Raw genomic sequence first — 25,627 nt, 5'->3', positions numbered from 1 at the left:
GATGACAAGCTTTTTGGTAGGCTTTATCAGAGAGTGACAAGTAAGCCAGGAGGATCATGAGTTTATTGACAAGTAAAGTTGTTTAACTACCCCAAAAGTGACAAGTGATTTTAGGAATGGACATTTTACTACTTACTTTCCCATAGGATATATACTTTATCAGTAAAGTAAGTAGTACTTCATCGGTAAAGTAAGTATATCTTGCGATAAGGATGTCCTAAAAGTGATATTTCGATGCGGTTACCCTAATTTTAATCTTGAATATCCAAGATAAAATATATCTTTGCTTACAGAAAAGAAAGGATGAAGAAGGTGCTATGGATGATTCTACTTTAATTGAACAAATACAATTAGGAAGTAAAGACGCTTTTAAACAGATGTTTATCAAATTTTATTCGCCGCTATGCGAATATGCTTCCCAATATGTTTCTGATGAGGATGCCGAAGAACTTATTCAGGAGCTAATGTTATTTATATGGGAAAACCGAAATTCCTTATTTGTAGAGATATCCCTAAAATCCTATCTTTTTATGGCTGTTAAGCATCGTTGCCTCAATGCGATCAAAAGGCAATTGTATCATGAGCGAGTACATAGCCTGATTTATGATAAGATTAAAGATCAATTTGAGAATCCTGATACCTATTTCGTAAACGAGCTTACAGAGAATATCACGAAAGCGATCGAAGAATTGCCTGAGAATTACCGGGAGACATTTAAACTTAGCCGATTCGGAGAGCAATCTAATCCCCAAATCGCAGAGGCCTTGGGGGTTTCTATCAAAACCGTGGAATACCGGATTACACAATCCTTGAAAATATTGCGGGTTAAATTGAAGGACTATTTACCTTTTATAATGTTCTTGTTCTAAGAATACTCTCCATAAATCCAAAGGCCTGCACGATTGTTAATAATATCAAATCCATAAAAGTTATATTAAACTATTTTGAGTGAACCTTGTCTATCTTTTCGTAATTGTAAACAATGTAATCCATATAGTTATGAAATCGGGAAAGTGCCTTTTGATGTTGTTGATGATCCTTTTTTCACCGATGGCTTTCGCACAACAAAGCGGTGTTAATGTTACCGGATCTGTCGTTGAGCAAGGTAGTGATACCCCCATCGAGCAAGCAACGGTACGATTGCTGAACGTAAAAGACAGTGCCATGGTACGAGGTGTGGTGAGCGCCCGTAATGGTAGTTTTACCTTGAAAAACGTAAAGAAAGGAAGTTATTTACTACACATCACATTCATCGGATACGATCCATTGTACCAACCCTTGCAAATCACCGGAAAGAAAAATCCCGTAAACGTAGGTAAACTTGAATTAAGCGACGGAGCGATCGAGTTGGGAGAAGCCGTAGTTATAGGTAAGGCACCCGAGGTTACCGTTCGCAACGACACAGTGGAATACAACGCGGATTCTTATAAAGTAACCGAAGGCTCCGTTTTGGAGGATTTATTGAAAAAGATGCCCGGTGTGGAGGTAGATAGCGAAGGCAAGATCACCGTCAATGGAAAAGAGGTGAAAAAGGTAATGGTGGACGGAAAGGAGTTCTTCTCCGATGACCCGAAAGTGGCCTCCAAGAATCTTCCAGCCAAGATGATCGATAAATTACAGGTACTTGATAAAAAAAGCGATATGGCCCAAATGACTGGCTTCGACGATGGAGAGGAAGAGACCGTCATCAACCTAACCGTGAAACCCGGCATGAAGCAAGGTTGGTTTGGCAACGCATATGGCGGATACGGAAGTAAAGATCGGTATGAAGGCAACGCCATGGTCAATCGTTTCGTGAATAATGACCAGATCACGTTCATGGGGGGAGCGAATAACACGAATAATATGGGCTTTTCCGATCTAGCCTCAACAATGTTCTCCGGTATGGGAGGCGGTGGAGGCCGACGAGGAGGTTTCGGAGCGGGTAGCGGTATCACCTCTTCCGGAAACGCAGGTTTGAACTTCAGCAAGGAATTCAAGCCGGATAAACTAACTCTTGGGGGAAATACTCGTTATTCCCATTCCGACAATGACGCTCGCAGCAAGAGCGACCGGCAGAATATTCTTCCCGGAGATAGTTCCTCCTACGATAATAGCGAGGCGATGAGCCGTACGAAGAGCGATAACTTTGGCGTAGACTTTCGCTTGGAATGGAAACCGGACACGATGACTCAACTTATCTTCCGCCCGAGTTTCAGCCTCAGCCATAGCATGAATGACAATTTCAGTGATGCTACCACCTTGGATAATGAACGGGATACGGTCAATACCAACAAATCCAGCAATTACTCGGAAAGTAACGGGTACAACCTAAATGCCAGCATCGATTTCAGCCGTAAGCTCAATAACAAAGGGCGTGTGTTCAGCGCCACCCTTTCCGGAGGCAATAGCGATTCGTACAGTGACGGCATGAACCGTTCCGACATCGTTTATTTCAACCAGACTGATGCCTTGAAGAATAGCATTATCGACCAGCGCTCACGTTACGACAACAAAGGTTTCAATTACCGGGCCTACGTATCGTGGGTAGAACCGATCGGGCATAATAATTTCATCCAAGCCACTTATAGCATCAGCCAACGGAAACAAGAAGCCTTGAAGAATGTTTACAACCAAGACGCTGATGGTATATATAATGTATTAGATTCCGCCTACAGCCAAAGCTATCGCAATAACTTTATCAGCCAGCGGGCCAGCTTGAGCTTCAAGTCTCAACGGGAAAAGTTCAACTACACGATCGGCTTGAATCTGGACCCATCCTATTCCAGCAGCGAGAATTTCGTTGGCGACACGACCTTATCCAAGATAACCCGTAAGGTGGTCAACCTCTCCCCGATGGCTCAATTCAACTATATGTTCGATAAGCGTACGAATCTTCGTATCATGTATAATGGCCGTACCAGCCAACCGAGCATGACTCAATTACAACCGGTAGCGGATATCTCGGACCCGACGAATATCACGATCGGTAACCCGGATTTGAATCCCCGCTATACGAACAACGTATTTATTCGTTTCCAACAGTTCACGCCGGAGAAACAACGGGCCTTCATGATCATGGCAAACGGTAGTTATATCATCAACGATATCGTAAGTTATACCTCTTATAACCAAGAGACAGGTGTAAAGACCACCACTTACAAAAACGTAAATGGCAACTATAGTGGCAACGTCCGTATGATGTTGAACACCCCCTTGAAGAATAAGAAATTCTCCATCAACTCCATGACAATGGCCTCGTTCGCTAATAGCAACGGATATATCAACGAGGAGAAGAATACGAACCGGAATCTCATATTGTCCGAACGTGGTGGTATCGACTTCCGCTCCTCTTATCTGGATCTGGGCGTAAACGGGAATATTCGTTACAATGCCACCAGCAACTCCCTGCAAAAGGAAAATAACCAAAACACCTTCAATTACGGAGCCGGCGGTTACACGACAATCTATCTGCCCCTCAATTTCAAGATAGAGAGTGACGTGAACTGGTCTACCAACTCTGGCTACGGGGACGGATTCAAACAGAACGAAGTCCTATGGAATGCCTCAGCCTCCAAGTCTTTCTTAAAGAATAACCAAGGGACGCTCCGTTTCAAGATCTACGATATCCTGCAACAACGAAGCAATATCTCCCGTTCCGTTACCGCTAGCTATATACAAGACTCAGAATATAACACGCTAGGCAGTTATTTCATGGTACACTTCATCTATCGGTTCAGCATCTTCAAAGGTGGAGCCAGTGCCAGCGACGTGAAAACGCCGGGTAGAAGCGGACGGGGAAGAGGTCCGATGGGTCCTCCTCCGGGACATCGATTTTAATCCCCTAAGTGGAGACTTTATAAAGTCCGGGCGCAACAAAGAACGCACCGGACTTGTTTTTACGTAGGATAATATATAAAAAACTTAGGATAAAATAACGCTAACTAGTGCATTAACAGCGGAGTTTCAATGCTTAGCTAGCATACATTCTCTATGCTCACAAAGTATTATTAACATTTTAAACGGATTATTTTTACCTTTTTTGTGTAAATATTAAACTAAAACACACGTTATTTGTTGCAATATTAAGAGAAAGATATTGATATGAGGAAGTCGACAATTTGGTTGCTTGCGGTAGTTATGGCTTTTGCCTTCGCCGGGTTATTATACCTACAGGTAAACTATGTGAGCATTATACTTAAGACACGCAGCGAACAGTTCAATGAGACTGTCAAAAGAAGCCTGCGCCAAGTATCTAAGAATCTGGAATTGGATGAGACCCGTAAATACCTCGAGGATGATATCAACCGGGATGAGACAAATTTCATGTATCAAAATGCCCCGGATGCCCAAAGCCTAGGACAAGTGATCAACCATGAGAAATACCAATTACAGATCAAGGATTCTAATGGAACCGTTCAACAGATAGAGATGCAAAGTTTTAGTTCCCACAAGTTCGAGCCACTCTCTTCCTTGTCAAAACGGCAGTCTGCCAACAGCATCGTAAACACATCTAAAGATTTACAGAAGACACTGAAAAGACGTTACCAGTACCAAGGTGGGCTGATCGAGGAGGTGATTTACAACATCTTATACACCGCGAACCTAAAACCGATCGAGGAACGTGTAGATTTTAAAAAGCTAAACAATTACTTAAAAACAGAATTTATTAACAACGGTTTGAACTTGCCGTTTGTGTTTTCTGTTATTAACAAAGATGGAAATGTAGTATACCAGAGCGGAGAATTCCAAAAGCAACCGATCGCCTCTGACGTGATCACCCAAGTGCTTTTCCCGAACGATCCCCCATCGAAACTAAACTACCTGAGAGTTTATTTTCCGACGAAAGGGGATTATATCTCAAGCTCTATTACTTTCATCGTTCCATCGGTTATATTCTCATTGATCCTGTTGATAACCTTCGTCTTCACGATTTACATCGTATTCCGTCAGAAGAAGTTATCCGAGATGAAAAACGACTTTATCAACAACATGACGCACGAGTTGAAGACACCGGTATCCACGATCTCGCTCGCCGCCCAAATGTTGAAGGATTCGGATATAACGAAGAGTCCGGACGTATTCAAGCATATATCCGGCGTAATCAACGACGAGACGAAGCGATTGGGTTTCTTGGTCGAGAAAGTGCTACAGATGTCTTTGTTCGAACGACAGAAAGCGGCGCTTAAACTGAAAGAAATTGACGCGAATGATTTGGTAGCGAACGTGGCTAACACCTTCGTTTTAAAGGTCGAGAAGTACGGCGGTACAATGGATATAGACCTGCAAGCTACAGAATCGGATATATATGTGGATGAAATGCATATCACCAATGTATTGTTCAACTTGATGGATAATGCGGTTAAATACCGCCGCCCGGAAGTTCCGCTTACATTGATGGCACGCACTTGGAACGAGAACGGAAAGCTGTTGATCTCCGTGGAAGATAATGGTATCGGCATCAAGAAAGAATATCTGAAAAAGGTATTCGACCGTTTCTTCCGCGTACCGACAGGCAACGTACATGACGTGAAAGGGTTCGGTCTCGGACTCGCTTACGTACGCAAAATTATTGAGGACCACAAAGGTACGATCCGTGCTGAAAGTGGTGCCGGAAACATTGGAACAAAATTTATTATTACTTTACCTCTTATAAAAAGTTAGTTATGGAAGAAAAACTAAAGATCTTCTTTTGTGAAGACGATGAGAATTTAGGAATGCTTTTAAGAGAATACTTACAAGCTAAAGGGTATGTAACGGACCTATTCTCTGACGGAGAAGCCGGATACAAAGGTTTTACCAAAGGTAAATACGATCTTTGTGTGTTGGATGTCATGATGCCAAAGAAAGATGGTTTCACCTTGGCACAAGAAATTCGCTCTATCAATCCTGATATCCCTATTATCTTCCTTACAGCCAAGACTATGAAGGAAGACATCTTGGAAGGATTCAAGATCGGTGCGGATGACTACTTGACAAAACCGTTTAGCATGGAAGAGCTATTGCTTCGTATCGAGGCTATCCTTCGCCGTGTGAAAGGTAAGAAGATGAAAGATATTCCTTTCTACAAGTTAGGAAACTTCTTGTTCGATACCCAAAAACAAACGTTGGCTATCGGCGACAAGGTTACGAAACTTACTACGAAGGAATGCGAATTATTAAGCTTGTTGTGCGCCCACGCAAATGAGATCCTTGAGCGTAACTACGCCTTGAAGACAATCTGGGTAGACGATAACTATTTCAACGCTCGTAGCATGGACGTTTATATCACGAAATTACGTAAATTGTTGAAAGACGATCCGGGTATCGAGATCATCAACATCCACGGCAAGGGTTATAAATTAATCACTCCTTCCGGGGAGGAACAAGCCCGTGAGGAAGGCATACAAGTGCTTTAATTCACTTGAACAATAACGACAGAAAAGGCTGGCTAAATGTAAGCCAGCCTTTTTTATACTTTCTTTCTTTTCCAGACTAAGAAGATCCCGAAAACGATCAATGTAACTAGTAGCCCCAAAAGTTGAGAAAAACCGGAGGAAAGACCAAACCCTTCCGGAGCTACAAAAATATAGGTAGAACATACCGCCGTCATGAATAAGGCGGGAATCAAGGTTATCACATATAATTTCTTTGCTTGTACCAAATATACGGTTAAGGCCCATAGAGTAAATACTGCCAACGTCTGGTTACTCCATGCGAAATAACGCCAGACCATATCGAAGCCATCCTTATCTTTTTGACTATATAATAAGATTCCTATCGCAACGATAAACATGGGAATACAGATCATCAGACGTTTGACCACCGTTTTTTGCTCCATATGCAGGAAGTCTGCGACAATCAGACGAGCCGAGCGGAAAGCCGTATCGCCAGAAGTAATCGGAGCTGCTATCACACCCAGTATCGCTAATACACCTCCGACAGCGCCCAGCCACTCTTTCGTGATACTGTCTACTACGACAGCGGCATTGTTCTCCTCCATTCCGTTATTATGGAAGAAATACGTAGCGGCGGCGGCCCAGATCAAGGCTACGATACCTTCGGTAATCATCGCTCCGTAAAATACGGGACGGGCGTATTTCTCACTTTTCATGCAACGGGCCATCAATGGACTTTGGGTAGCATGAAAGCCAGAGATAGCGCCACAAGCGATACTAACAAACATGATCGGAAAAATAGGCAAGCCTCCCGGATGCGTATTACTAAGTCCATCCGTAATCTCAGGTAACGGCGGCTGGTTAATAAATAACATAACCAAGATACCTACGGCCATAAATAGCAAAGCGATGGCGAATAATGGATAGATCTTTCCGATAATCTTATCAACAGGTAATAGAGTAGCCAGTATATAATAAATGAATACGACGATAATCCAGAACGTAGCATCTAGATATTCCGGAGTCAGTTTAGCCAGCAACCCTGCAGGCCCAGCTACGAAAACAGCACCCACCAAGATCATCAAGATAACCGTAAAGCCCCGCATAAATTGCTTAAAGTTGTTCCCCAGATACCGTCCGATCAATTCAGGAAGACTTTCTCCATCATGCCGCAACGAAAGCATTCCCGATAGGAAATCATGGGTAGCACCCGCAAATATACTTCCCAATACGATCCAAAGGAAAGAAGCTACCCCAAATTTAGCCCCCATGATAGCGCCGAAAATAGGTCCCAGACCCGCTATATTCAAAAATTGGATCATGAAAATCTTCCAAGTAGGCAAGGGTATATAATCAACACCATCTTGTTTTGTGAAAGCGGGAGTAACCCGGGAGGGATCTACGCCAAACACCCGCTCGACAAATTTACCATACGTAAAATATCCAACGATAAGGGCTATCAGACAACATGTAAAAGTAATCATGGTTTTCTAAAGAATTAAATTGTCAAAGGAAAAGGTATATACGAGAAAACCGTACCAAGGGCATTCTAACGAGTAATTGTCAGAATGCCCTTAGTGCGGTCTTCGTATGAATCAATTAATTAAGTAAACGCTTAACCGTCTCGGAAATCATCCGTCCTTCGGCTCTTCCTGCCAATGCTTTTGAGGCTACACCCATTACCTTACCCATATCTTTCGGGCCAGCGGCACCGACTTGAGCGATAATAGCTTTCAATTCTTTCTCCAATTCCTCGGCAGACATTTGTTGAGGTAAATATTTCTCAATCACTTTTACTTGCTCCAACTCAACATCCGCTAGGTCTTGACGGCCCTGTTGCACATAAATCGTAGCAGAATCTTTCCCTTGTTTCACCAACTTCTGCATGATCTTCAAGGCATCCGCATCCGTCAGCGTATCATTGGCTCCCGGAGCGGTTTTCGCTTCCAAGAAAAATTTCTTTACATTTCTCAATGTCTCCAAGGCGACTTTATCTTTCGCCTTCATAGCGTTTTTAATGTCTTCACTGACTTGTTCAAATAAATCCATATCCTTATTATATTATTAACTATCGGAAACTGATCACTTGTTTACCCCCCCGCTGAGAATCTTGGCGAGGTTGGTTAGCCGGTTGCTTCGCCGTTGTCGGAGCCGATACTTGAATATCCTCTCCCGCTACTTTGGAACGGGCACGGGCTACGATCTTCGGATCCCGGTTATAAGTCGGATTATCCTCTATCAAAGCGATCAAGGCATCATCATCCAACTCTTCCTGAGTCAAAACTACCGCTTTCGCACGAGAGGTAAAACGACCCGCCTTTTGTGCGGAAGCACCATAATATTTACCAATCAAATCACGCTCCTTACGCTCTTTCTCGATTCGCTCTTCTTCTAAGCGCAATTCTTCTTCCGTCATCTGAGCGGCTTCATTCCTGCGTTTATCAGCGATCAATGGAATATCATCCATCGTAAATCCAGTAGCGAGGATCGTCATTTTCACTTTATTACCTAATGTATTATCCACGGCAGTACCCCAGATAACCTCTATATCACGGTTGAACTCGGACATAAAGTTATGCACGTCGTTCATCTCCTCCATGCGCAACTCGGCTTCCTCGCTGAAATATACGTTGAACAGGATTTTCTTGGCGTTCTTTACGTCGTTGTTGCTTAATAGCGGAGAATTCAGAGCGTCTTCCACCGCTTGGCGAACACGTCCTTCTCCTTCACCAAAACCATTACTCATCAAAGCGACACCACCATCTTTCATCGTGGTGTTAACATCGGCGAAGTCGAGGTTGATAATACCCGGAAGCGTAATGATCTCCGCGATACTCTTGGCGGCGATCGTCAAGGTATCATCGGCCTTGCCGAAAGCGTTCATCACGGAAAGGTCCGAATAAATCTCACGCAAACGCTCGTTATTGATCACCAATAAGGCATCCACGTTCTTCGCGATCTCCTCCACACCATTCAAGGCCTGTATAATCTTACGCTCACCCTCGAACAAGAAAGGAATGGTTACGATACCTACCGTCAATATTCCCATATCCTTCGCGATACGAGCGATAACCGGAGCGGCACCCGTACCGGTACCACCACCCATACCGGCGGTAATAAATACCATCTTCGTACCGTCGTTCAACATACCTCGAAGATCGTCCAGACTCTCCTCGGCCGCCATCATCGCACGTTCCGGCTTATTTCCCGCGCCCAATCCCTGCGTGATCTCACGTCCCAGCAACAACTTGATAGGAACATCCGAACGGTTCAAGGCTTGATTATCCGTATTACATAACACGAATGTAACATCGTGTATGCCCTCCTTATACATATGAGTAACAGCGTTTCCGCCACCGCCTCCAACACCAATCACCTTAATGATTTTGGGAGTATCCGTAGGATAATTAAAATTTAATATTGTATCGTCCATTGTCTTCCGGTTTTATTACATTCGTAGATCACGTTATTTACTCTCGTTATCATCGTCATCGAAGAGGGTTTTACCAAAGGTATCGATCCAAGTCTTTGGTTTCCAGCCAAAACCTTTTTTCTCCTTTTTCTCTTTCTTCGGTTTTTCCTTAATAGGTTCCGGTTCCACTATCGGTTCCACTGTCGGTTCAAGCTCAACCTTAGGCTCCGGTTTAGGTTCGGGTTTAGGAGGTATATATAACGCACAATTCTTAGTTCCTTTCGCCAAGAGGCCGACGGCTACCGCATATTCGGGATTGCTGGCGACCACTAAATCACCACTAGCGACAACCCCCTTGCGAACCGCTGAATAGCGAACCTCCATCTTCAAGCGTTCGCTCATAACAGCCGGTAAATTCTTCAAAGCGGCGCCTCCACCCGTAATCACGATGCCGGCACCGAGAACGCTCATCAAGCCTGTAGCCTCCAGACGAGCATATACATTCTCTAAGATCTCATCCATACGGGCCTCGATCACGCCGTTCAACTCGGCCAGCTTAATCTCACGCAAGCCCATTCCATCCGCTAAACTCACTTGGATGGTCATATCATTATCCCGGTCCGCTTTCGCGCTACCATAAGTGATCTTCAAGCGTTCCGCCTCAGACTCTACGACCCTGAGATTGGTTATATCTTTTGTTATCAAATTACCTCCAAAGGGAACAACGGAAAGGCTGGCCAACTTACCACCCTTATAGACAGATATCGTCGTCACGCCGGCACCGAAACCGATCAAGGCGCAACCCAAGTCCTTCTCATTGTCGCTCAAGACAACATCTCCCAACGCAAGGGGTGACACCAGAATACCGGCGATCTCGATTTTCGCTTGTTCCGAGATGCTATTGACAATATTTAATTTCAAGGAAGGACGTCCAACAATCAACTTATAACGAGCCTCGATACGGCTACAAGGCACGCCCACCGGGTTGGACTCTGGCTTATCATCTAAAAAATAGGAAGGAGAAACCACGTCAAGAACGGTCAACATATCCGGACGATAATCCTTACACTCTTGATAAAGAGAGTCTATGATCTCCTCCGTAACCACTCCTTCCATTCCCAACACCTTGCAAACCGTATGCTCGATAGAACGGAGTGACTGGCCACCCAGTCCCACATATACCTGCCCGATCTTGGTCCCCCCCAGTTTATTCTCCAACTTGAGGATCAAGCGTTTTATCTTACTCGCCGTCTCCTTCACGTTATATACACATCCTCTTCGTATGCAGGTGCCGGAGTTCTCAACTTCGTAGGCGATGATTGAAAGAGCGCCCGTCGCATTCTTAGTCCCCACCATTCCTACCATATGGGAGGTACCTAGGTCAATAGCTGCTATAAAGTCTGTGTATGCCATATCATCTATTTTTTAGTACAAACAATCTGATTCTTATATTTTAAATTAATCATACTGTACTTTTCCCAACCCACTTTAGGGATCGCTTGTTCATAGAAAAGCTTTAAATTCGCAAGCTTTTCTTCGAATTCATCCAAAGTACCCAACATGATCCGGTGGTTACCCACTCTTGGAATAAGTTCTATATCATTATCCGGATAGACATAGATTTGTTCAATCTGGTCATTCCAGAACTCATTCTCTTGCAAAAATAATGCAAATTTGTATAAGTCGGTCACCGCAAGCTCTTTTTCCACATATCCACTCACAATTGGCACATGCGCAGCATACCGACGACTGATCGGCATGGTGGTTCCCAGATTATCCACGTAATAACTACCTCTTACGCCCATAATCCGGAGGATAGGCATCTTTTGCATGACCTCTAGCTTGATAATACCCGAAGGAGTCTTATACGCCTCCACTTGGGCGATCATCTCATTCTTAAGCAATTCCGTCTCTATCCGATCCGTATTCACGTCGGCCATTGACCGCTTGATCGGATCTAGCCCGGCTTTCTTCAGTATAGACACAAGGTCACTCTCGCTCACGAAGTGTTTATCCAGACTGTCTTTCACCACGACTTGCAGATCTTGGCAAATAGAGTCCTGACGTATTTCCCGAAAGAAAAACGACACAAACACGATGTAACAGAACAACAACGTGGCTACTACTATGGAAATTATTCGGATCACGGTTTCCTTATTTGTTTACATAAAATCTCTTTTACAGGCTCCACCAAACGGTCGATATTACCGGCGCCTACCATTAATACTACCTCATATTTCCCGGCGGCAACCACGTCCAAAAGCTCTTCCTTCTTACACAGCGTCTTGGAAGGGATCGTCACCTTATCAAAAATGATCCGAGAGCTCACCCCCGGAATCGGTTCCTCACGAGCCGGATAGATATCCAGCAAGATCAACTCATCCAATAAAGAGAGACTCGCGGCGAAATCACCAGCGAAATCCCGGGTACGGGTATATAGATGCGGCTGGAAAATACCTGTCACCTTACGACCCGCATATAATTCCTTCACCGACAAGATACTCTGTCGCAATTCGGCCGGATGATGGGCATAATCATCGATCAATACCACTTGATCAGTCTTCAAATGGAAATCGAAACGGCGGCGAGGTCCGGCAAATGTAGCCATACCCTTTTTCAAATCCTCCGGTTTCACTCCGTTCAACCAAGCGATCGCCATAGCCGCTACCCCGTTCTCTATATTAACCTTTACGGGAACACCTAATTCCACATCAGGAATACGGATTTCCGGACCAACGAAGTCAAAGGTAATATTTCCGTCGCAAATACGAATATTTTCAGCGTAAAAGTCCGCTATTTCCGTAACGGAATAGGTATATTTCTTGACACCCTCCTGTAAACGGGGCGTTACGTTGATTCCCTTCTTGATCAGTAGACAACCATCAGGACGAATTAAGGAGGTAAATTTCTCGAAACTCTCCCGGTAAGCCTCCGCCGTACCGTAAATATCCAGATGATCTGGATCTGCGGAAGTAATCACTGCCATATAAGGAGTAAGCCAATGGAAAGAACGATCGAACTCATCCGCCTCGATCACGGTAAAGTCGCTCGTATCAGACAACATCAAATTACTCTCGTAGTTCTTTAGGATTCCTCCGAGGAAAGCATTGCAATCCACTGGCGATTGTTTCAGCAAATGAGCCAGCATAGAAGAGGTCGTTGTCTTGCCGTGCGTTCCCGCCACGCATAAACCCCGGCTGCTTTTCGTGATCTCTCCCAAGACACGTGCCCGCTTCATCACCTCAAAACCGTGCGCCCGGAAATAGGTCAATTCCGTATGCGACTCCGGGACCGCCGGCGTATAAACCACCAGCGTATCATCGGGCGACTTGAACGCCTCCCCGATCAAAGCTACATTATCCTCATAGTGAATATCGGCTCCCTCCTTTTTCAACTCCTCGGTTAAATCGGAAGGGGTCTTATCGTATCCGCCCACTCGTTTTCCCTTAGCGAGGAAATAACGGATCAAGGCACTCATCCCAATGCCCCCGGCACCTACGAAATACACCGCTGTCACTTTATTTATATCCATATTCCTTATTTCTTATCTATAATCTTAACAATCTCATCCACGATACGGTCTGCGCTATGGCGTTGCGCCAAGGTCTCGATATTACGGCTCAACGTACGCAAACGTTCATCGTCATGAACTATCTTCAAGGCAGTAGGCACCAAATCCTTTTCCGCGTCTTTATCGGCGATCATAACGGCGGCATCCTTATGGACCAAGGCCAAGGCATTCTTGGTCTGATGATCTTCCGCCACATTCGGCGAAGGCACCAAGACCACCGGTTTTCCTAATAAGCAAAGCTCCGAGATAGAACTAGCCCCCGCACGGGATATCACCAAATCGGCCGCTGAATAAGCATAATCCATACGGGTAATAAAGTCTGAGCACCAAACCGGCATTCCCCGGTACGCCTTCAAATGCTTGGAAGCGTCGCTGTAATAATACCTACCGGTTTGCCAAATAACCTGTACATCCGAGGCGAAGAACTTATCCAGATCCCCTTGAATACTCCGGTTAATCGTCCGTGCGCCAAGGCTACCACCTACCACAAGGATCGTTTTTTTCTCCGGAGAAAGCCCGAAGAACGCCAACGCCTCCTCTTTCTTGCTCAGCGCCTCTTCCAAATCCTGTCGCACCGGATTTCCCGTAATCACGATCTTATCCGCCGGAAAGAACTTCTCCATGCCCTCGTAAGCGACACAAATCTTGCTCGCTTTCTTCGCCAACAACTTATTGGTCACACCGGCATACGAGTTTTGCTCCTGTATCAACGCAGGAACACCTTGCGAAGCCGCCATCCATAAAGTCGGTCCACTGGCATAACCGCCCACGCCGACCGCTATATCTGGCTTGAACTCACGGATCGTCTTCCTCGCCAAGCGCAAGCTTTTCGCTAAACGAGCCATGACCTTCACGTTGTTCATCAAGTGGGCACGATCAAACCCACTCACTGGTAAACCTACGATTTTATAACCAGCTGCCGGAACCTTATCCATTTCCATGCGGTCTTCCGCCCCCACAAATAAGATTTCCGCATCCGGAAAACGTTTCTTGAAAGTATTAGCGATAGATATGGCCGGGAAGATATGGCCTCCCGTACCACCACCACTTATTATGATCCGGTACTTTCTCATACTTTTGACTCTACAGTTATCGTTTCGACAGCCGATAGCGGATTATCTTCTTTCTCTCCCTCGACCACCTGATTTATTGTCTCTCCGGATGGCTCGTCGGAAGGATTCTCTGGATTCTCCGTATCCTCCTCTTCCTCATCCTCATTTCCGATATTGGCTCCAAAACGACTTACGCTCAATATGATCCCGAAATAGATACAAGATATAAGCGTAGACGTACCACCCCGGCTCACCAACGGCATCGGTTGCCCGGTAACGGGCACTAAATTCACGGCTACCGCCATATTCGCCAAGGCTTGGACTACCACCAGCAACCCACATCCCAACACTAGGAATTTCGGGAATGATTTATCACATTTCCGGGCGATCATCCCGACCCGCACTAGCAGCATTATATAAAGCAACAGTACAAAGATCCCCCCAACGATACCCAGTTCCTCTATGATAATCGCATAGATAAAATCAGAATACGCCTGTGGCAGGAAGTCACGCTGTTGGCCATGTCCGGGCATCTGTCCTAATACGCCTCCCCTGGCAATAGCTATCTTCGCATGGGTTACCTGATAATTATCATCGGTTATCTTATACGTACCACTCTCATCCAAATTATCCTTATGCCCGTCGAAGAAACGCTCCAAACGCCCCTGCCAAGTAACGAATCGATCCGGCAAATACTGAGTAATAGCGGCTGGCGTAAACTTAAGCAACACCAAGAACAATACCAACGCCAACATCAAGATGCCCGCCAGCTTCGCCAACTTACCAAATGGCAACTGACCGATAAACATCATCAGGAAACAAACCCCGAATAGCATAAACGCCGTAGAGAAGTTCTCCGGCAGAATCAAGACACAGGTCAGTCCTACCCCAATCAGTATATACTTAAAAATCTGGTTCTCCGTTAATTTCCCCCGCTTACTGAGCAAGAAAGCGACAAACACGACACAAGCCAGCTTCCCGAACTCCGAAGGCTGGAACTGTATCCCCATGATTTCCAACCATCGATGTGCGTCATTAGCGTCCACGCCGATAAAGGGCGTCACGATCAACATCAACATCGAGACCGGCAATAATATAATAAACGCAGAGAAGAAACGACACGGTATATTATGTAACAGCAATACCATGACGAAACCTCCCAATAAAAAGGTGGCGTGCCGTACGATAGGCGCCCAGTGATTCGCGTTCTTATAAGCGATCGTACTGGTCGCGCTGAACACCTCCACCACCGATATAAGACACAGGAACATGAAGATGATCCATATCACCCGGTCGCCCTTAAACAGTTTACTCGCCAGATCCATTTTATCCTTTATTACAAATTACGTACGCAAGCCTTGAACTGATCGCCCCGATCCTCATAGCTCTTGAACAGGTCGAAGCTGGCGCAACAAGGAGAGAGCAATACCGTATCTCCCTTATGAGCCATCTTATAAGCTTTCCCCACAGCCTCCTCCATCGAGCGAGCGTCTTCAATATTCGCCACTTTCCCGTCGAAGAACGCATGCAGTTTCGTATTATCCACACCCATGAAAATCAATGAATGCACCTTCTTATTCACTAATTCCTCGATCTCCGAGTAATCATTCCCTTTATCCGTGCCCCCTAAGATCAAAACGACCGGAGTCGTCATACTCTGCAAAGCATACCAACAAGAGTTTACGTTCGTAGCTTTCGAGTCATTGATATAATCAACACCACGCACGCGAAGCACCTTCTCCAAACGGTGCTCAACACCCGTGAAATCACTGAGTGAGGCACGTATTTTCTCATCATGAATGTCCACGATCTTGGACGCTATCCCCGAAGCCAAAGAGTTATACAGGTTATGCGTACCAGTCAATGCCAATAGGTCTTGTTCCATCGTAAATGTTCCGTTTGCCGTTTCAATAACTACTTGATTATTTTCCGTATATCCCTTCACGCCGTTCTCATGTGTCTCGGCGAATGGGTAAAGAGTAGCCTCAGGATGCTGTTTGGCGATCTCACGGGCTATGATCGGGTCATCGTTCCAGAAAATGAAGGCGTCGTCCTTCGTCTGATTTTGCAAGATGCGGAACTTAGCGTCTACATAATTCTGCATCTCATAGTTATAACGGTCCAGATGATCCGGTGTTATATTCAATATAATAGCGATATCCGCTTTAAAGTCGTACATATTATCCAGTTGGAAACTGCTCAACTCGATCACGTAGACCGCATGTGGATCTTCCGCAACCTGAAGCGCCAAGCTGTTTCCGACATTTCCGGCCAAGCCCACGTCCACGCCCGCTTCTTTCAGTATATGATACGTAAGCATCGTCGTTGTCGTCTTGCCGTTGCTACCCGTGATGCAAATCATCTTCGAGTCCGTATACCTTCCGGCAAACTCGATCTCGGAGATGATCGGCGTACCTTGCTTCTTCAATAACTGTATGATAGGAGCCTTGTCGGGAATACCCGGGCTCTTGACAATTTCGTCGGCACTCAAGATGTCGGCTTCGGTATGCTGTCCCTCTTCCCAACGAATCCCGTGGTTGTCCAGCATCTCCTTATACTTAGGTTTGATAGACGATTTATCGGACACGAACACGTCGAATCCTTTCGCCTTCGCCAAGACAGCGGCTCCCGCGCCACTCTCCCCGGCCCCTAATATAACCATTCTCTTACTCATCTTTTATCTCATCTTTAACGTAACTATCGTCATAACAGCCAAAATAATACCGATCAACCAGAAACGGACCACGATCTTCGATTCAGGCACGACATTGAACGGCTTTTGGATCAACGCCTGTATACCCGCGTTTCCCGGTTTCTGGAAATGATGGTGTAAAGGAGCCATCTTGAAGATACGGCGACCTTCCCCATACTTCTTCTTCGTATATTTAAAGTAGGCCACTTGCAACATGACCGATATATTCTCCACCAAGAAAATACCGCAAAGGATCGGAATCAACAACTCCTTACGGATGATGATCGCGAAAACAGCGATAATACCTCCCAAGGTCAAGCTCCCCGTATCTCCCATAAATACTTGGGCCGGATACGAGTTGTACCATAGGAAACCGACCGTGGCACCGATAAAGGCAGCGGCATAAACCACCAACTCCTCCGCGCCGGGTATAAACATGATATTCAAGAACGAGGCGAACTCAAAGTGGGATGACATATAGGCCAAAATACCGAGCGCCACCCCGATGATCGCCGATGTCCCGGCAGCCAAGCCGTCCAATCCATCCGTCATATTGGCTCCGTTCGACACGGCAGTCACCACAAAGATCACCATCAGCACGAACACCAGCCACGCGGCCTCCTCCTTATAATCGCCCGCCCAGTTCACCAAATTGGCGTAATCGAAATTATTGTTTTTCAAGAACGGGATGGTCGTCTTTGTCGACTTGGTCTCCACCGTATGATAACGCACCTCCTCGATCACGTTATCATGGCGCACCTCCATATTCTCCTTGATCACCACATCCGGACTCATGAACAATACCAAGCCAACGATCAGGCCCAGTCCTACCTGCCCGACGATCTTGAAACGTCCGTGCATGCCCTCCTTATTCTTCTTGAACACCTTGATATAATCATCCGCGAATCCCAAGGCACCCAGCCAGACCGTAGTCACCAACATCAATATCACATAGATATTATTCAGCTTGGCACACAGTAAAGTCGGGATCAATATAGCGATAATAATGATAATACCTCCCATCGTTGGCGTTCCCTTCTTGCTCATCTGGCCCTCCAGCCCAAGATTTCTCACCGTCTCGCCGATCTGCAACATTTGCAACTTATCGATGATACGCCGGCCGATCGCCGTAGAGATGAACAAGGACAAGATCAAGGCCAATCCCGAGCGGAAAGATACGTACTTAAACATACCCGCTCCCGGGAAATCCAACTGATCCAAATAATTAAAAAGATAATAAAGCATGTCGTCTTAAATATTATGATTGTTGTGTCGAAAAAATCTCGCGTAACTTCTCACGGTCGTCAAAGTGATGTTTCACCCCCTTGATCTCCTGATAGTCTTCGTGGCCTTTTCCGGCAACAAGGATCACATCCCCTTTCTTCGCCAACATCGTAGCGGTCTTGATCGCTTGCGTACGGTCCGTGATACATAAGGCACGTTCCATATCCATTTTCGTCAATCCGGCTACCATATCGTTAATAATATCATCCGGTTCCTCAAAGCGCGGGTTATCAGAAGTCAGAATTACCTGATCGCTCAGCTTGACAGCCTCTTTCGCCATCAGCGGGCGTTTCCCCTTGTCCCGGTTTCCCCCGGCACCTACCACGGTAATGATACGTCCTTTCCCGTCCAATACCTCATGAATGCCATTCAGTACGTTCGTCAAGGCATCCGGCGTGTGAGCGTAATCCACGATCGCCGTATAACCGAGCGGAGACTGGATCGTCTCGAAGCGACCGGATACGGAGCGAAGCGTGCTCAGCACGATCAACACCTCCTCGGGATCTTTCCCCAAAGAAACTGCGGCTCCGTACACGGCCAGCAAGTTATAAGCGTTGAAACGTCCCACGAAATGCACCATAACCTCCCGACCGTTAATGATCAAGTCGGTACCCTCGAAATGAGATTCCAATATCTTTCCCTTGAAATCGGCCAAGGTACGCAAGGAATAGGTCAGCTTCTTCGCCTTCGTATTCTGCAACATCACCAAGCCGGATTTATCATCGGCATTCGTCAAGGCAAAAGTCCCGGCAGGCAGGTCATCGAAGAATTTCTTCTTCGCTTTCAAGTAATTCTCCACGGTCTTATGATAGTCCAAATGATCACGGGTCAGGTTCGTGAAAATCCCCCCGTCGAAAGACAGGCCGCTGATGCGCCGCTGATCGATCGAATGAGAGCTAACCTCCATAAAAGCATACTCACATCCGGCCTCTACCATCCGGGCCATCAAGGAATGAAGCGTAAGCGGGTCCGGTGTCGTATGATCCGTCGGTACCGCCTCGCCATCTATATAATTACATACCGTGGAAAGCAATCCCACCTTATGCCCCATCTTCCGGAACATCTCATATAATAAGGTAGCGATCGTAGTCTTCCCGTTCGTACCCGTCACGCCTACCAACACCAATTTCCCGGAAGGATCACCATACCAGCGGGAAACCAAAAGACCCAGCGCCTCCGCCGAATCCTTCACCACGATAAACGAGCATCTCCCCTCCAAATAGGACGGAGCCTCCTCGCATACGATAGCGACAGCCCCCTTCTCTATGGCGCTGTCCATATAGGCATGGCCATCCACGGCCGTACCTCTCACAGCGACAAACAAAGACCCTTTCGTCACCCGACGAGAGTCTGATTGAATATTCGTGATATCCACATTATCCGCCCCCATCAACATAGGAGCTTCCAACGCACCGATTAAATCCCTTAGTTCCATACCTATTTCAATGTTAATAATACGGTCTGCCCCTTAGACACTCGCTGTCCGGGTTGAATACTCTGCGAAACGACCCGTCCGACACCCGACAAAGAGACACGCAGACCGGCTTGCTCCAACAAGAAAACCGCATCTTTAGCACCCATGCCGACTACCCGGGGTACCAGTCCCTCACGAATCGTCAGATCGCTTAATTTCACCTTATTCTCTTCTTGCTCGGCGGAGGCTACGACCCACGTTGTCTCCAAACTGTCCGTATCCGCCTTAATATCCAATTCATCTAATACTTCCTCTACCGCCCTCAGGTCGCCGCCTTTCACACGAGGTACCATCACGGCCATCGAATCCCGTTCCATATCCCGGACATCGAACGACATATGGCTGGCGTATATCTTCTCGGCGATCGCACGCACCACGCCTCCCGACATCGTACCGCCCGAAGGATAACCAATACGGGGACGGCGGATCACCACGATACAAGAATACTTCGGATGATCGGCCGGGAAATAGCCACAGAAAGAGACTTGGTGCCCGCTCGTACGGTAGACACCGCCCGTAGCGATCTGCGCCGTACCGGTCTTTCCGGCGATCCGGACAATATCCGAATGAACCGCCTTACCGGTCCCTTTCTCCACGACTCCCAGCAACATATCTTTTATCAACGCCAGCGTATGGTCCGAGCAGATCGAAGAGTTGATCACCTCCGTGGAAAAACTCTGCACGGTCTTGCCGTTATGTAAGATCTCTTTCGTAAACATCGGGCGAACCATCTTCCCGTCGTTCGCGATCGCATTAAAGAACGCCAACGTATTGATCGGCGGTACCTGCGTCTCGTAACCGAACGACATCCAAGGCAAAGTGGTCTTGGACCAATAACGGGTCGTATCATCCGGGCGACGTATCTTAGCACGTCCCGCCCCCGGTATCTCCAAACGAAGATCCGCGTTCATACCGATACGGTACAGTCCCTCCACGAACTTTGTCGGGTTATCCGAATAACCTTTCAGGATCGTCTTGGCCACACCGATATTGGAGGAATACCAAATCGCCTGCTCCACCGAGATGCGACCGTATCCACCTTTATTCATATTATGGTCCGTCATGCGGGCCCCCTTATACATATATATACCATTGCCGACATCGACCGTATCCCCCGGATTGCATAAACCATCCTCCAAGGCCACCATGATAGAGGCCACCTTGAAAGTAGAACCCGGCTCGATCTCGTCTGCCACGGCATGGTTCTTCGTCTCGCCATATACGCCTTCACGGATACGCCCCATATTCGTGATCGCCTTGATCTCTCCGGTCTCGACCTCCATCACGACAGCCGTACCGGACTCGGCATCGATCGCCTTTAATTTATCGACCAGCGATTTCTCGGTTATATCCTGTATATTAATATCGATCGTGGTACGGATATCCATGCCATCCACCGGGTCCACCTCAATCACGTTCGTCCAGCCTCCACCGACACGGCGAACGGAACTCAACCCGGCCTGCCCCCGCAGGAGCGAATCGTATTGCAACTCCAATCCATTCTTCCCCTTCGTAGTTCCACCCTCCTCGATCTCTCCGTAGATATCACCGATCGTACGAGACGCCAAGGTCCCGAAAGGTTTCTGGCGCTGCACCATCTCCTTCGTATAAAAACCGCTCTTATAACGTCCCAGACGAAGGAACGGGAACTTACGGATCTCCTTCAAGTCCGAATACGAGACCTTCCCCGCGTAAATCGGGAACTGGCGGCTCTTACCGCTCAGCCCTTTCAACAGATAAGCCTTATAGCCCGCCGGCGTACGATCCTTCAATTTACGGGAAAGATAAAACGCCAACGAGTCCACCCCATCCTTCTTGGACGTCTTGAACGTATCCAGCCAATTATACTTGGCATCCTTAGCCGGAGTATACGCATCCGCCTTAAAGTCGATATACATATAATAACGAGGCACGCTGGTAGCCATCAACTTACCGTCCGACGAATAGATATTGCCACGTCCGGGCAACACCAAACGGTTCGGTCGTTTCTGGCTCTCGGCCACCTTCATCCATTTATCCCTCTCCACGAAGGCCGTATCAAAGGCACGGAACAGGATTCCTACGGCCACAAGCCCCAGCAACAGCACGACCACGAAGTAACAGAATAAAATCCGGCTACCTTTAGGCTCTATTTCTTTCGGTTCGTTTTCTTCAGACATACCTATTTACACCTTATCTCACTTATATAACTCATAAGGAGGGGTTTTCGCACCCTCCAGATCAATACCTTGCTCCTCGATCAGCAACTCGATTTGCGATTGGCGGCTATTGCCGGTCAACTCGGATGAGATCGACAACGCCTCGAAACGCACATCCCTCAATTGCTGTTGCAACCGGTCGATCTCCCGCAACTTTTGCATACAAGTATACCGGTTACCGATAAAGAAAAACGCCAACACGACAAGTAACACGATCATGCGCGTATGCCTCAAGATAAAATCCTCTTTCAGCACGCCGCCACCGAGTATATACCAGAACGAAAGACGCTTCTCCTTCTTCCTCGTTTTCTTATGTTGTCCGTTTTCTTCCATATCTATTTCTCCTTATACCTTCTCAGCGATTCTCAACTTGGCGCTCCGGGAACGGGGATTCCGCTCCACCTCCTCGTCGGTCGGGACGATCACCTTATTATTGACCAAGCGGAAAGGCGATCGTACGTTCCCGAAGAAATCCTGCTCGCATTTCCCCTCGAAGTTTCCGGTCTTCAAAAAGTTCTTTACCAGACGATCTTCCAAGGAGTGATACGTGATAACCACCAAACGTCCTCCCGGCCTCAACACCCGCAAGGTACTCCGCAGCATCTCTTTCAGCGCCCTCATCTCATCGTTCACCTCGATACGAAGCGCTTGAAAGACTTGCGCCAAGAATTTCTTCTCCTTGTCCTTTCCCGTAAACGGCTTGATCACCTCCAAGAAGTCCCCGATCGTCTCTATCTTCTTTGTCTCACGGGCTTTCACCAGCACAGAGGCTAATTTCCGTGACACCTTCAGCTCGCCATATAGATAAAACACATCGGCCAACGCCTCCGCCGTATAATTATTCACGATATCGGCGGCGGTCTGCCCCGCACGCGTATTCATCCGCATATCCAACGCCCCGTCGAAACGGAAAGAGAAACCGCGATCCTTATCGTCGAAATGATGGGAAGAGACACCTAAATCCGCCAACAGACCGTCTACCTCCCCGCTTTCTCCATAGTAACGCATAAAATTATACAAATAACGGAAATTACTGCGCACGAAAGTGAATCGTGGATCTGCCGGGATATTATGCTCCGCGTCCGCGTCTTGGTCAAAGCCGTAAAGTTCGCCCCCGCTACCCAACCGTTTCAAGATCTCGCGGGAATGTCCTCCACCGCCAAACGTAACATCCACGTAAATCCCGTCGGGACGGATATCCAATCCCTCCAGACTTTCCCGCAGCATTACCGGTACATGATAGCAACTATCTTTTTCTTCCATTCGTCGTTCTTACGTTAAACTTCCTCTTAAAATCAAGCGCCGTACTCCTTTGATACGCACGCACATGCCTTATCGGTGGGTAAAAGTACACATTTCCAAAATTACCCGCCAACATTTATATAAGAAAAGTAGGAAAAAGTTATCAACAGGTCGTTAACCCTTCGTCTTTTCGTCCTTATCTCTTACGCTTTTCATCGGTATCCGTTAACCAATTCTTCCTTTCACCTTCATCTTCTAACGGCTGTTGGACGATCATGCAACAGTTGGTAGATGATCTTCTAACAGATGGTGCATGATCGTCCAACAGCCGTTAGATAACCGATAGTCAAGCTCCCTGGGACTAATCTCCCTAATGGTAGCGGCTAAAAGATCAAGGGGAAAAGGCTAAGATAGCTGGCGAAAAAGCAAAAACTTCACTCAAACCTCTCTCGTTTTAATTATTAACTTTATCTTTGCCCCTTGACAAGCTTATATAGATGGCAAAACAAGGTGTGACAAAGATAGATATTAAGCAAGTATTGGCACAAAAGGCGCCCAAGGCGTCACGCAAGATTCCGGGATTTATCGTGGACTACTTGATTCGCACGGTTCATCAAGAGGAACTGAATGATATATTAACCCGTTACCACGATAAGGAAGGGGTAGATTTCATGCGTGAGCTTATCGGCTATTTTGACCTTACCCTCGATCTGGTACATGCGGAGAACATCCCGACCGAAGGGCGCTATATCTTCGCCTCCAACCATCCGCTCGGAGGATTGGACGGTATCTGTCTCTCCGCCGTTATCGGTTCCCGGTTCGAAGGCCGCATCAAGTATCCGGTCAATGATTTATTACTTTATCTCTCCAATCTAAAATCCATCTTTGTACCGATCAACAAACACGGCACCCAAGGAAAGGACAACGCACGGATGCTGGAGGAGGCTTTTGCCTCGGACGACCAGATCATCACTTTCCCCGCTGGATTATGCTCTCGCAAGATTGGTGGCAAGATACAAGACTTGGAGTGGAAGAAATCGTTCATCCAGAAGGCGGTGCAATACAAGCGGGATATCGTACCGGTCTATTTCGACGGGAAGAATTCCAATTTCTTCTACAACCTCGCCCGGATACGCAAGGCGTTGGGTATAAAGATGAATTATGAGATGATTTATTTACCGGACGAGATGTTCCGGAGCAAACATAAGACCTTCCGGATTTACTTCGGGAAGCCTATCCCTTGGCAGACATTCGACAATAGCAAGAAACCCGCCGAATGGGCTGAGTGGATAAAAAACAAGGTTTACAAACTCAAGGATTAACAGACGAAACATATGCAAGACATTATCAATCCCATAGACAGGGCACTACTGAAGGCTGAATTGACCAAAGAGAAGAGGTTGAGAAGTACCAATAAATCGAAGAATGAGATTTATATCGTCACGGCGCACGACTCACCCAATGTCATGCAAGAGATAGGGCGTCTGCGGGAGGTCGCTTTCCGTTATTACGGGGGTGGCACGGGATTCCCGGTGGATATCGATGAGTATGACACGATGGAAGACGCTTACCGCCAGCTGATTGTCTGGAGCCCGGAAGATGAGCAGATCTTGGGGGGATACCGTTTCCTTTGCGGTTCGGACGTTAAGTTCGACGAGAATGGTAAACCGATCTTGGCGACCTCGCACTTGTTTAATTTCTCAGAGAAATTTATCAAGGAGATCCTTCCTTATACGGTAGAGTTGGGACGCTCGTTCGTGGCTCTGGAGTATCAATCCACCCGTTCCGGGGCGAAAGGCTTATTCGTGTTGGATAACCTGTGGGATGGATTGGGGGCTTTATCCGTGGTTGATCCGAGCTTGAGGTATTATTTCGGGAAGGTGACTATGTACAATACGTACAACCAAGAGGCCCGTAATATGATCTTATACTTCCTCGGATTGCATTTCCCGGACGCAGACCAACTGATCACTCCGGTATATCCTTTGGAGACTAATATGGATGTAGAGAAGATGAGATCTCTTTTCCCTCACGATAATTTCAAGGATAACTACAAGGTATTGAACCAAGAGGTTCGTAAATTCGGCATCAACGTGCCTCCTTTGGTAAATGCTTACATGAGCTTGTCGCCTAAGATGCGTGTATTCGGCACAGCGATCAACCATGAGTTTGGAGAGGTGGAAGAAACGGGTATCCTAATCGCTATTAACGAGATATTAGAGGATAAGAAGAAACGGCATATTGAGACGTATCTGGAAGAGGAGTACAAGTCCGCCGAGTTGATACGCAAGAATTTCATCGGGGAATAAAGCCGTAGATATGGCTAGCGCGACAGCGTAACAAGAT

General features: G+C 46.7%; 20 protein-coding genes. 6 read left to right on the top strand and 14 right to left on the bottom strand.

Annotation, left to right across the window (positions count from 1 at the left end; genetic code table 11):
- Nucleotides 1-317 precede the first annotated feature (317 nt).
- The 4 genes from NBH16_RS04045 to rprY all read left to right on the top strand — a co-directional run bounded on the left by NBH16_RS04045 (nt 318) and on the right by rprY (nt 6,377).
- Nucleotides 318-869: an RNA polymerase sigma-70 factor gene (locus NBH16_RS04045; RefSeq protein WP_008773829.1), complete on the top strand. Its 552-nt coding sequence runs from the start codon at nt 318-320 to the stop codon at nt 867-869.
- A gap of 130 nt (nt 870-999) precedes the next feature.
- Entirely contained in the window at nt 1,000-3,819 is a 2,820-nt protein-coding gene (locus NBH16_RS04040; RefSeq protein ID WP_087343707.1) for a TonB-dependent receptor, read from the top strand.
- Nucleotides 3,820-4,083: 264 nt separating this feature from the next.
- Nucleotides 4,084-5,643 (top strand): sensor histidine kinase, encoded by a 1,560-nt coding sequence (locus tag NBH16_RS04035; RefSeq protein WP_009018308.1) that lies wholly within the window; start codon nt 4,084-4,086, stop codon nt 5,641-5,643.
- 2 nt (nt 5,644-5,645) lie between these two features.
- Nucleotides 5,646-6,377: a response regulator transcription factor RprY gene (gene rprY / locus NBH16_RS04030; protein ID WP_005861388.1), complete on the top strand. Its 732-nt coding sequence runs from the start codon at nt 5,646-5,648 to the stop codon at nt 6,375-6,377.
- Between the two features lie 53 nt (nt 6,378-6,430).
- Here the strand turns inward: rprY and NBH16_RS04025 are convergent, their stop codons facing one another.
- From NBH16_RS04025 to rsmH, 14 genes are all read right to left on the bottom strand, one after another.
- Nucleotides 6,431-7,840 (bottom strand): carbon starvation CstA family protein, encoded by a 1,410-nt coding sequence (locus tag NBH16_RS04025; RefSeq protein ID WP_009018309.1) that lies wholly within the window; start codon nt 7,838-7,840, stop codon nt 6,431-6,433.
- Between the two features lie 115 nt (nt 7,841-7,955).
- Nucleotides 7,956-8,405, bottom strand: a complete 450-nt coding sequence (locus NBH16_RS04020; RefSeq protein WP_005861384.1) for a GatB/YqeY domain-containing protein — start codon at nt 8,403-8,405, stop codon at nt 7,956-7,958.
- Nucleotides 8,406-8,424: 19 nt separating this feature from the next.
- A complete protein-coding gene (gene ftsZ / locus NBH16_RS04015) occupies nt 8,425-9,789 on the bottom strand; it encodes a cell division protein FtsZ (protein ID WP_005866974.1) in 1,365 nt (454 codons plus the stop codon).
- A gap of 33 nt (nt 9,790-9,822) precedes the next feature.
- Entirely contained in the window at nt 9,823-11,181 is a 1,359-nt protein-coding gene (gene ftsA, locus NBH16_RS04010) for a cell division protein FtsA (protein WP_250788126.1), read from the bottom strand.
- Nucleotides 11,182-11,186: 5 nt separating this feature from the next.
- Nucleotides 11,187-11,915, bottom strand: coding sequence for a cell division protein FtsQ/DivIB (locus NBH16_RS04005; RefSeq protein WP_005866972.1), 729 nt, complete (start codon nt 11,913-11,915; stop codon nt 11,187-11,189).
- Nucleotides 11,912-13,300 carry a UDP-N-acetylmuramate--L-alanine ligase gene (murC, locus tag NBH16_RS04000; protein ID WP_005861375.1) on the bottom strand — a complete coding sequence of 463 codons (1,389 nt, stop codon included), beginning with the start codon at nt 13,298-13,300 and terminating at the stop codon, nt 11,912-11,914. The genes NBH16_RS04005 and murC overlap by 4 nt, the downstream gene beginning before the upstream one ends.
- 5 nt (nt 13,301-13,305) lie before the next feature.
- Entirely contained in the window at nt 13,306-14,412 is a 1,107-nt protein-coding gene (murG, locus tag NBH16_RS03995; protein WP_008773833.1) for an undecaprenyldiphospho-muramoylpentapeptide beta-N-acetylglucosaminyltransferase, read from the bottom strand.
- Nucleotides 14,409-15,716 (bottom strand): FtsW/RodA/SpoVE family cell cycle protein, encoded by a 1,308-nt coding sequence (locus NBH16_RS03990; protein WP_250788125.1) that lies wholly within the window; start codon nt 15,714-15,716, stop codon nt 14,409-14,411. The genes murG and NBH16_RS03990 overlap by 4 nt, the downstream gene beginning before the upstream one ends.
- An 11-nt stretch (nt 15,717-15,727) precedes the next feature.
- Nucleotides 15,728-17,065, bottom strand: a complete 1,338-nt coding sequence (gene murD / locus NBH16_RS03985; protein WP_250788124.1) for a UDP-N-acetylmuramoyl-L-alanine--D-glutamate ligase — start codon at nt 17,063-17,065, stop codon at nt 15,728-15,730.
- 3 nt (nt 17,066-17,068) lie between these two features.
- Entirely contained in the window at nt 17,069-18,328 is a 1,260-nt protein-coding gene (gene mraY, locus NBH16_RS03980; RefSeq protein WP_005861367.1) for a phospho-N-acetylmuramoyl-pentapeptide-transferase, read from the bottom strand.
- A 13-nt stretch (nt 18,329-18,341) separates the two neighbouring features.
- Nucleotides 18,342-19,802, bottom strand: coding sequence for a UDP-N-acetylmuramoyl-L-alanyl-D-glutamate--2,6-diaminopimelate ligase (locus NBH16_RS03975; RefSeq protein WP_008780720.1), 1,461 nt, complete (start codon nt 19,800-19,802; stop codon nt 18,342-18,344).
- A gap of 2 nt (nt 19,803-19,804) precedes the next feature.
- On the bottom strand, nt 19,805-22,000 hold the full coding sequence (locus tag NBH16_RS03970; RefSeq protein ID WP_250788123.1) for a penicillin-binding transpeptidase domain-containing protein: 2,196 nt from the start codon (nt 21,998-22,000) through the stop codon (nt 19,805-19,807).
- Between the two features lie 18 nt (nt 22,001-22,018).
- On the bottom strand, nt 22,019-22,372 hold the full coding sequence (locus NBH16_RS03965) for an FtsL-like putative cell division protein (protein WP_005861360.1): 354 nt from the start codon (nt 22,370-22,372) through the stop codon (nt 22,019-22,021).
- 12 nt (nt 22,373-22,384) lie between these two features.
- A complete protein-coding gene (rsmH, locus tag NBH16_RS03960) occupies nt 22,385-23,302 on the bottom strand; it encodes a 16S rRNA (cytosine(1402)-N(4))-methyltransferase RsmH (protein WP_129984525.1) in 918 nt (305 codons plus the stop codon).
- Between the two features lie 476 nt (nt 23,303-23,778).
- Here rsmH and glsA point away from each other — a divergent pair, with 476 nt between their 5' ends.
- Both glsA and glsB read left to right on the top strand, forming a co-directional pair.
- Nucleotides 23,779-24,603, top strand: coding sequence for a lyso-glycine lipid O-acyltransferase GlsA (glsA, locus tag NBH16_RS03955; protein WP_008780717.1), 825 nt, complete (start codon nt 23,779-23,781; stop codon nt 24,601-24,603).
- Nucleotides 24,604-24,615: 12 nt separating this feature from the next.
- Entirely contained in the window at nt 24,616-25,590 is a 975-nt protein-coding gene (gene glsB / locus NBH16_RS03950) for a glycine N(alpha)-acyltransferase GlsB (RefSeq protein WP_005866962.1), read from the top strand.
- Nucleotides 25,591-25,627 lie beyond the last annotated feature (37 nt).

The organism is Parabacteroides sp. Y3-G-102 (assembly GCF_023656845.1).
In the GTDB taxonomy this organism is placed as follows: domain Bacteria; phylum Bacteroidota; class Bacteroidia; order Bacteroidales; family Tannerellaceae; genus Parabacteroides; species Parabacteroides distasonis.
The sequence above is the reverse complement of the archived record's forward strand: the minus strand, read 5'-3'. Positions and strand labels throughout refer to the sequence as shown.

Bases quoted from the DNA above. Each gene is read 5' to 3' on its own strand.
- NBH16_RS04045 (WP_008773829.1), top strand. From the start codon at position 318: ATGGATGATTCTACTTTAATTGAACAAATACAATTAGGAAGTAAAGAC.
- NBH16_RS04040 (WP_087343707.1), top strand. From the start codon at position 1,000: ATGAAATCGGGAAAGTGCCTTTTGATGTTGTTGATGATCCTTTTTTCA.
- NBH16_RS04035 (WP_009018308.1), top strand. From the start codon at position 4,084: ATGAGGAAGTCGACAATTTGGTTGCTTGCGGTAGTTATGGCTTTTGCC.
- rprY (WP_005861388.1), top strand. From the start codon at position 5,646: ATGGAAGAAAAACTAAAGATCTTCTTTTGTGAAGACGATGAGAATTTA.
- NBH16_RS04025 (WP_009018309.1), bottom strand. From the start codon at position 7,840: ATGATTACTTTTACATGTTGTCTGATAGCCCTTATCGTTGGATATTTT.
- NBH16_RS04020 (WP_005861384.1), bottom strand. From the start codon at position 8,405: ATGGATTTATTTGAACAAGTCAGTGAAGACATTAAAAACGCTATGAAG.
- ftsZ (WP_005866974.1), bottom strand. From the start codon at position 9,789: ATGGACGATACAATATTAAATTTTAATTATCCTACGGATACTCCCAAA.
- ftsA (WP_250788126.1), bottom strand. From the start codon at position 11,181: ATGGCATACACAGACTTTATAGCAGCTATTGACCTAGGTACCTCCCAT.
- murC (WP_005861375.1), bottom strand. From the start codon at position 13,300: ATGGATATAAATAAAGTGACAGCGGTGTATTTCGTAGGTGCCGGGGGC.
- murG (WP_008773833.1), bottom strand. From the start codon at position 14,412: ATGAGAAAGTACCGGATCATAATAAGTGGTGGTGGTACGGGAGGCCAT.
- NBH16_RS03990 (WP_250788125.1), bottom strand. From the start codon at position 15,716: ATGGATCTGGCGAGTAAACTGTTTAAGGGCGACCGGGTGATATGGATC.
- murD (WP_250788124.1), bottom strand. From the start codon at position 17,065: ATGAGTAAGAGAATGGTTATATTAGGGGCCGGGGAGAGTGGCGCGGGA.
- mraY (WP_005861367.1), bottom strand. From the start codon at position 18,328: ATGCTTTATTATCTTTTTAATTATTTGGATCAGTTGGATTTCCCGGGA.
- NBH16_RS03975 (WP_008780720.1), bottom strand. From the start codon at position 19,802: ATGGAACTAAGGGATTTAATCGGTGCGTTGGAAGCTCCTATGTTGATG.
- NBH16_RS03970 (WP_250788123.1), bottom strand. From the start codon at position 22,000: ATGTCTGAAGAAAACGAACCGAAAGAAATAGAGCCTAAAGGTAGCCGG.
- NBH16_RS03965 (WP_005861360.1), bottom strand. From the start codon at position 22,372: ATGGAAGAAAACGGACAACATAAGAAAACGAGGAAGAAGGAGAAGCGT.
- rsmH (WP_129984525.1), bottom strand. From the start codon at position 23,302: ATGGAAGAAAAAGATAGTTGCTATCATGTACCGGTAATGCTGCGGGAA.
- glsA (WP_008780717.1), top strand. From the start codon at position 23,779: ATGGCAAAACAAGGTGTGACAAAGATAGATATTAAGCAAGTATTGGCA.
- glsB (WP_005866962.1), top strand. From the start codon at position 24,616: ATGCAAGACATTATCAATCCCATAGACAGGGCACTACTGAAGGCTGAA.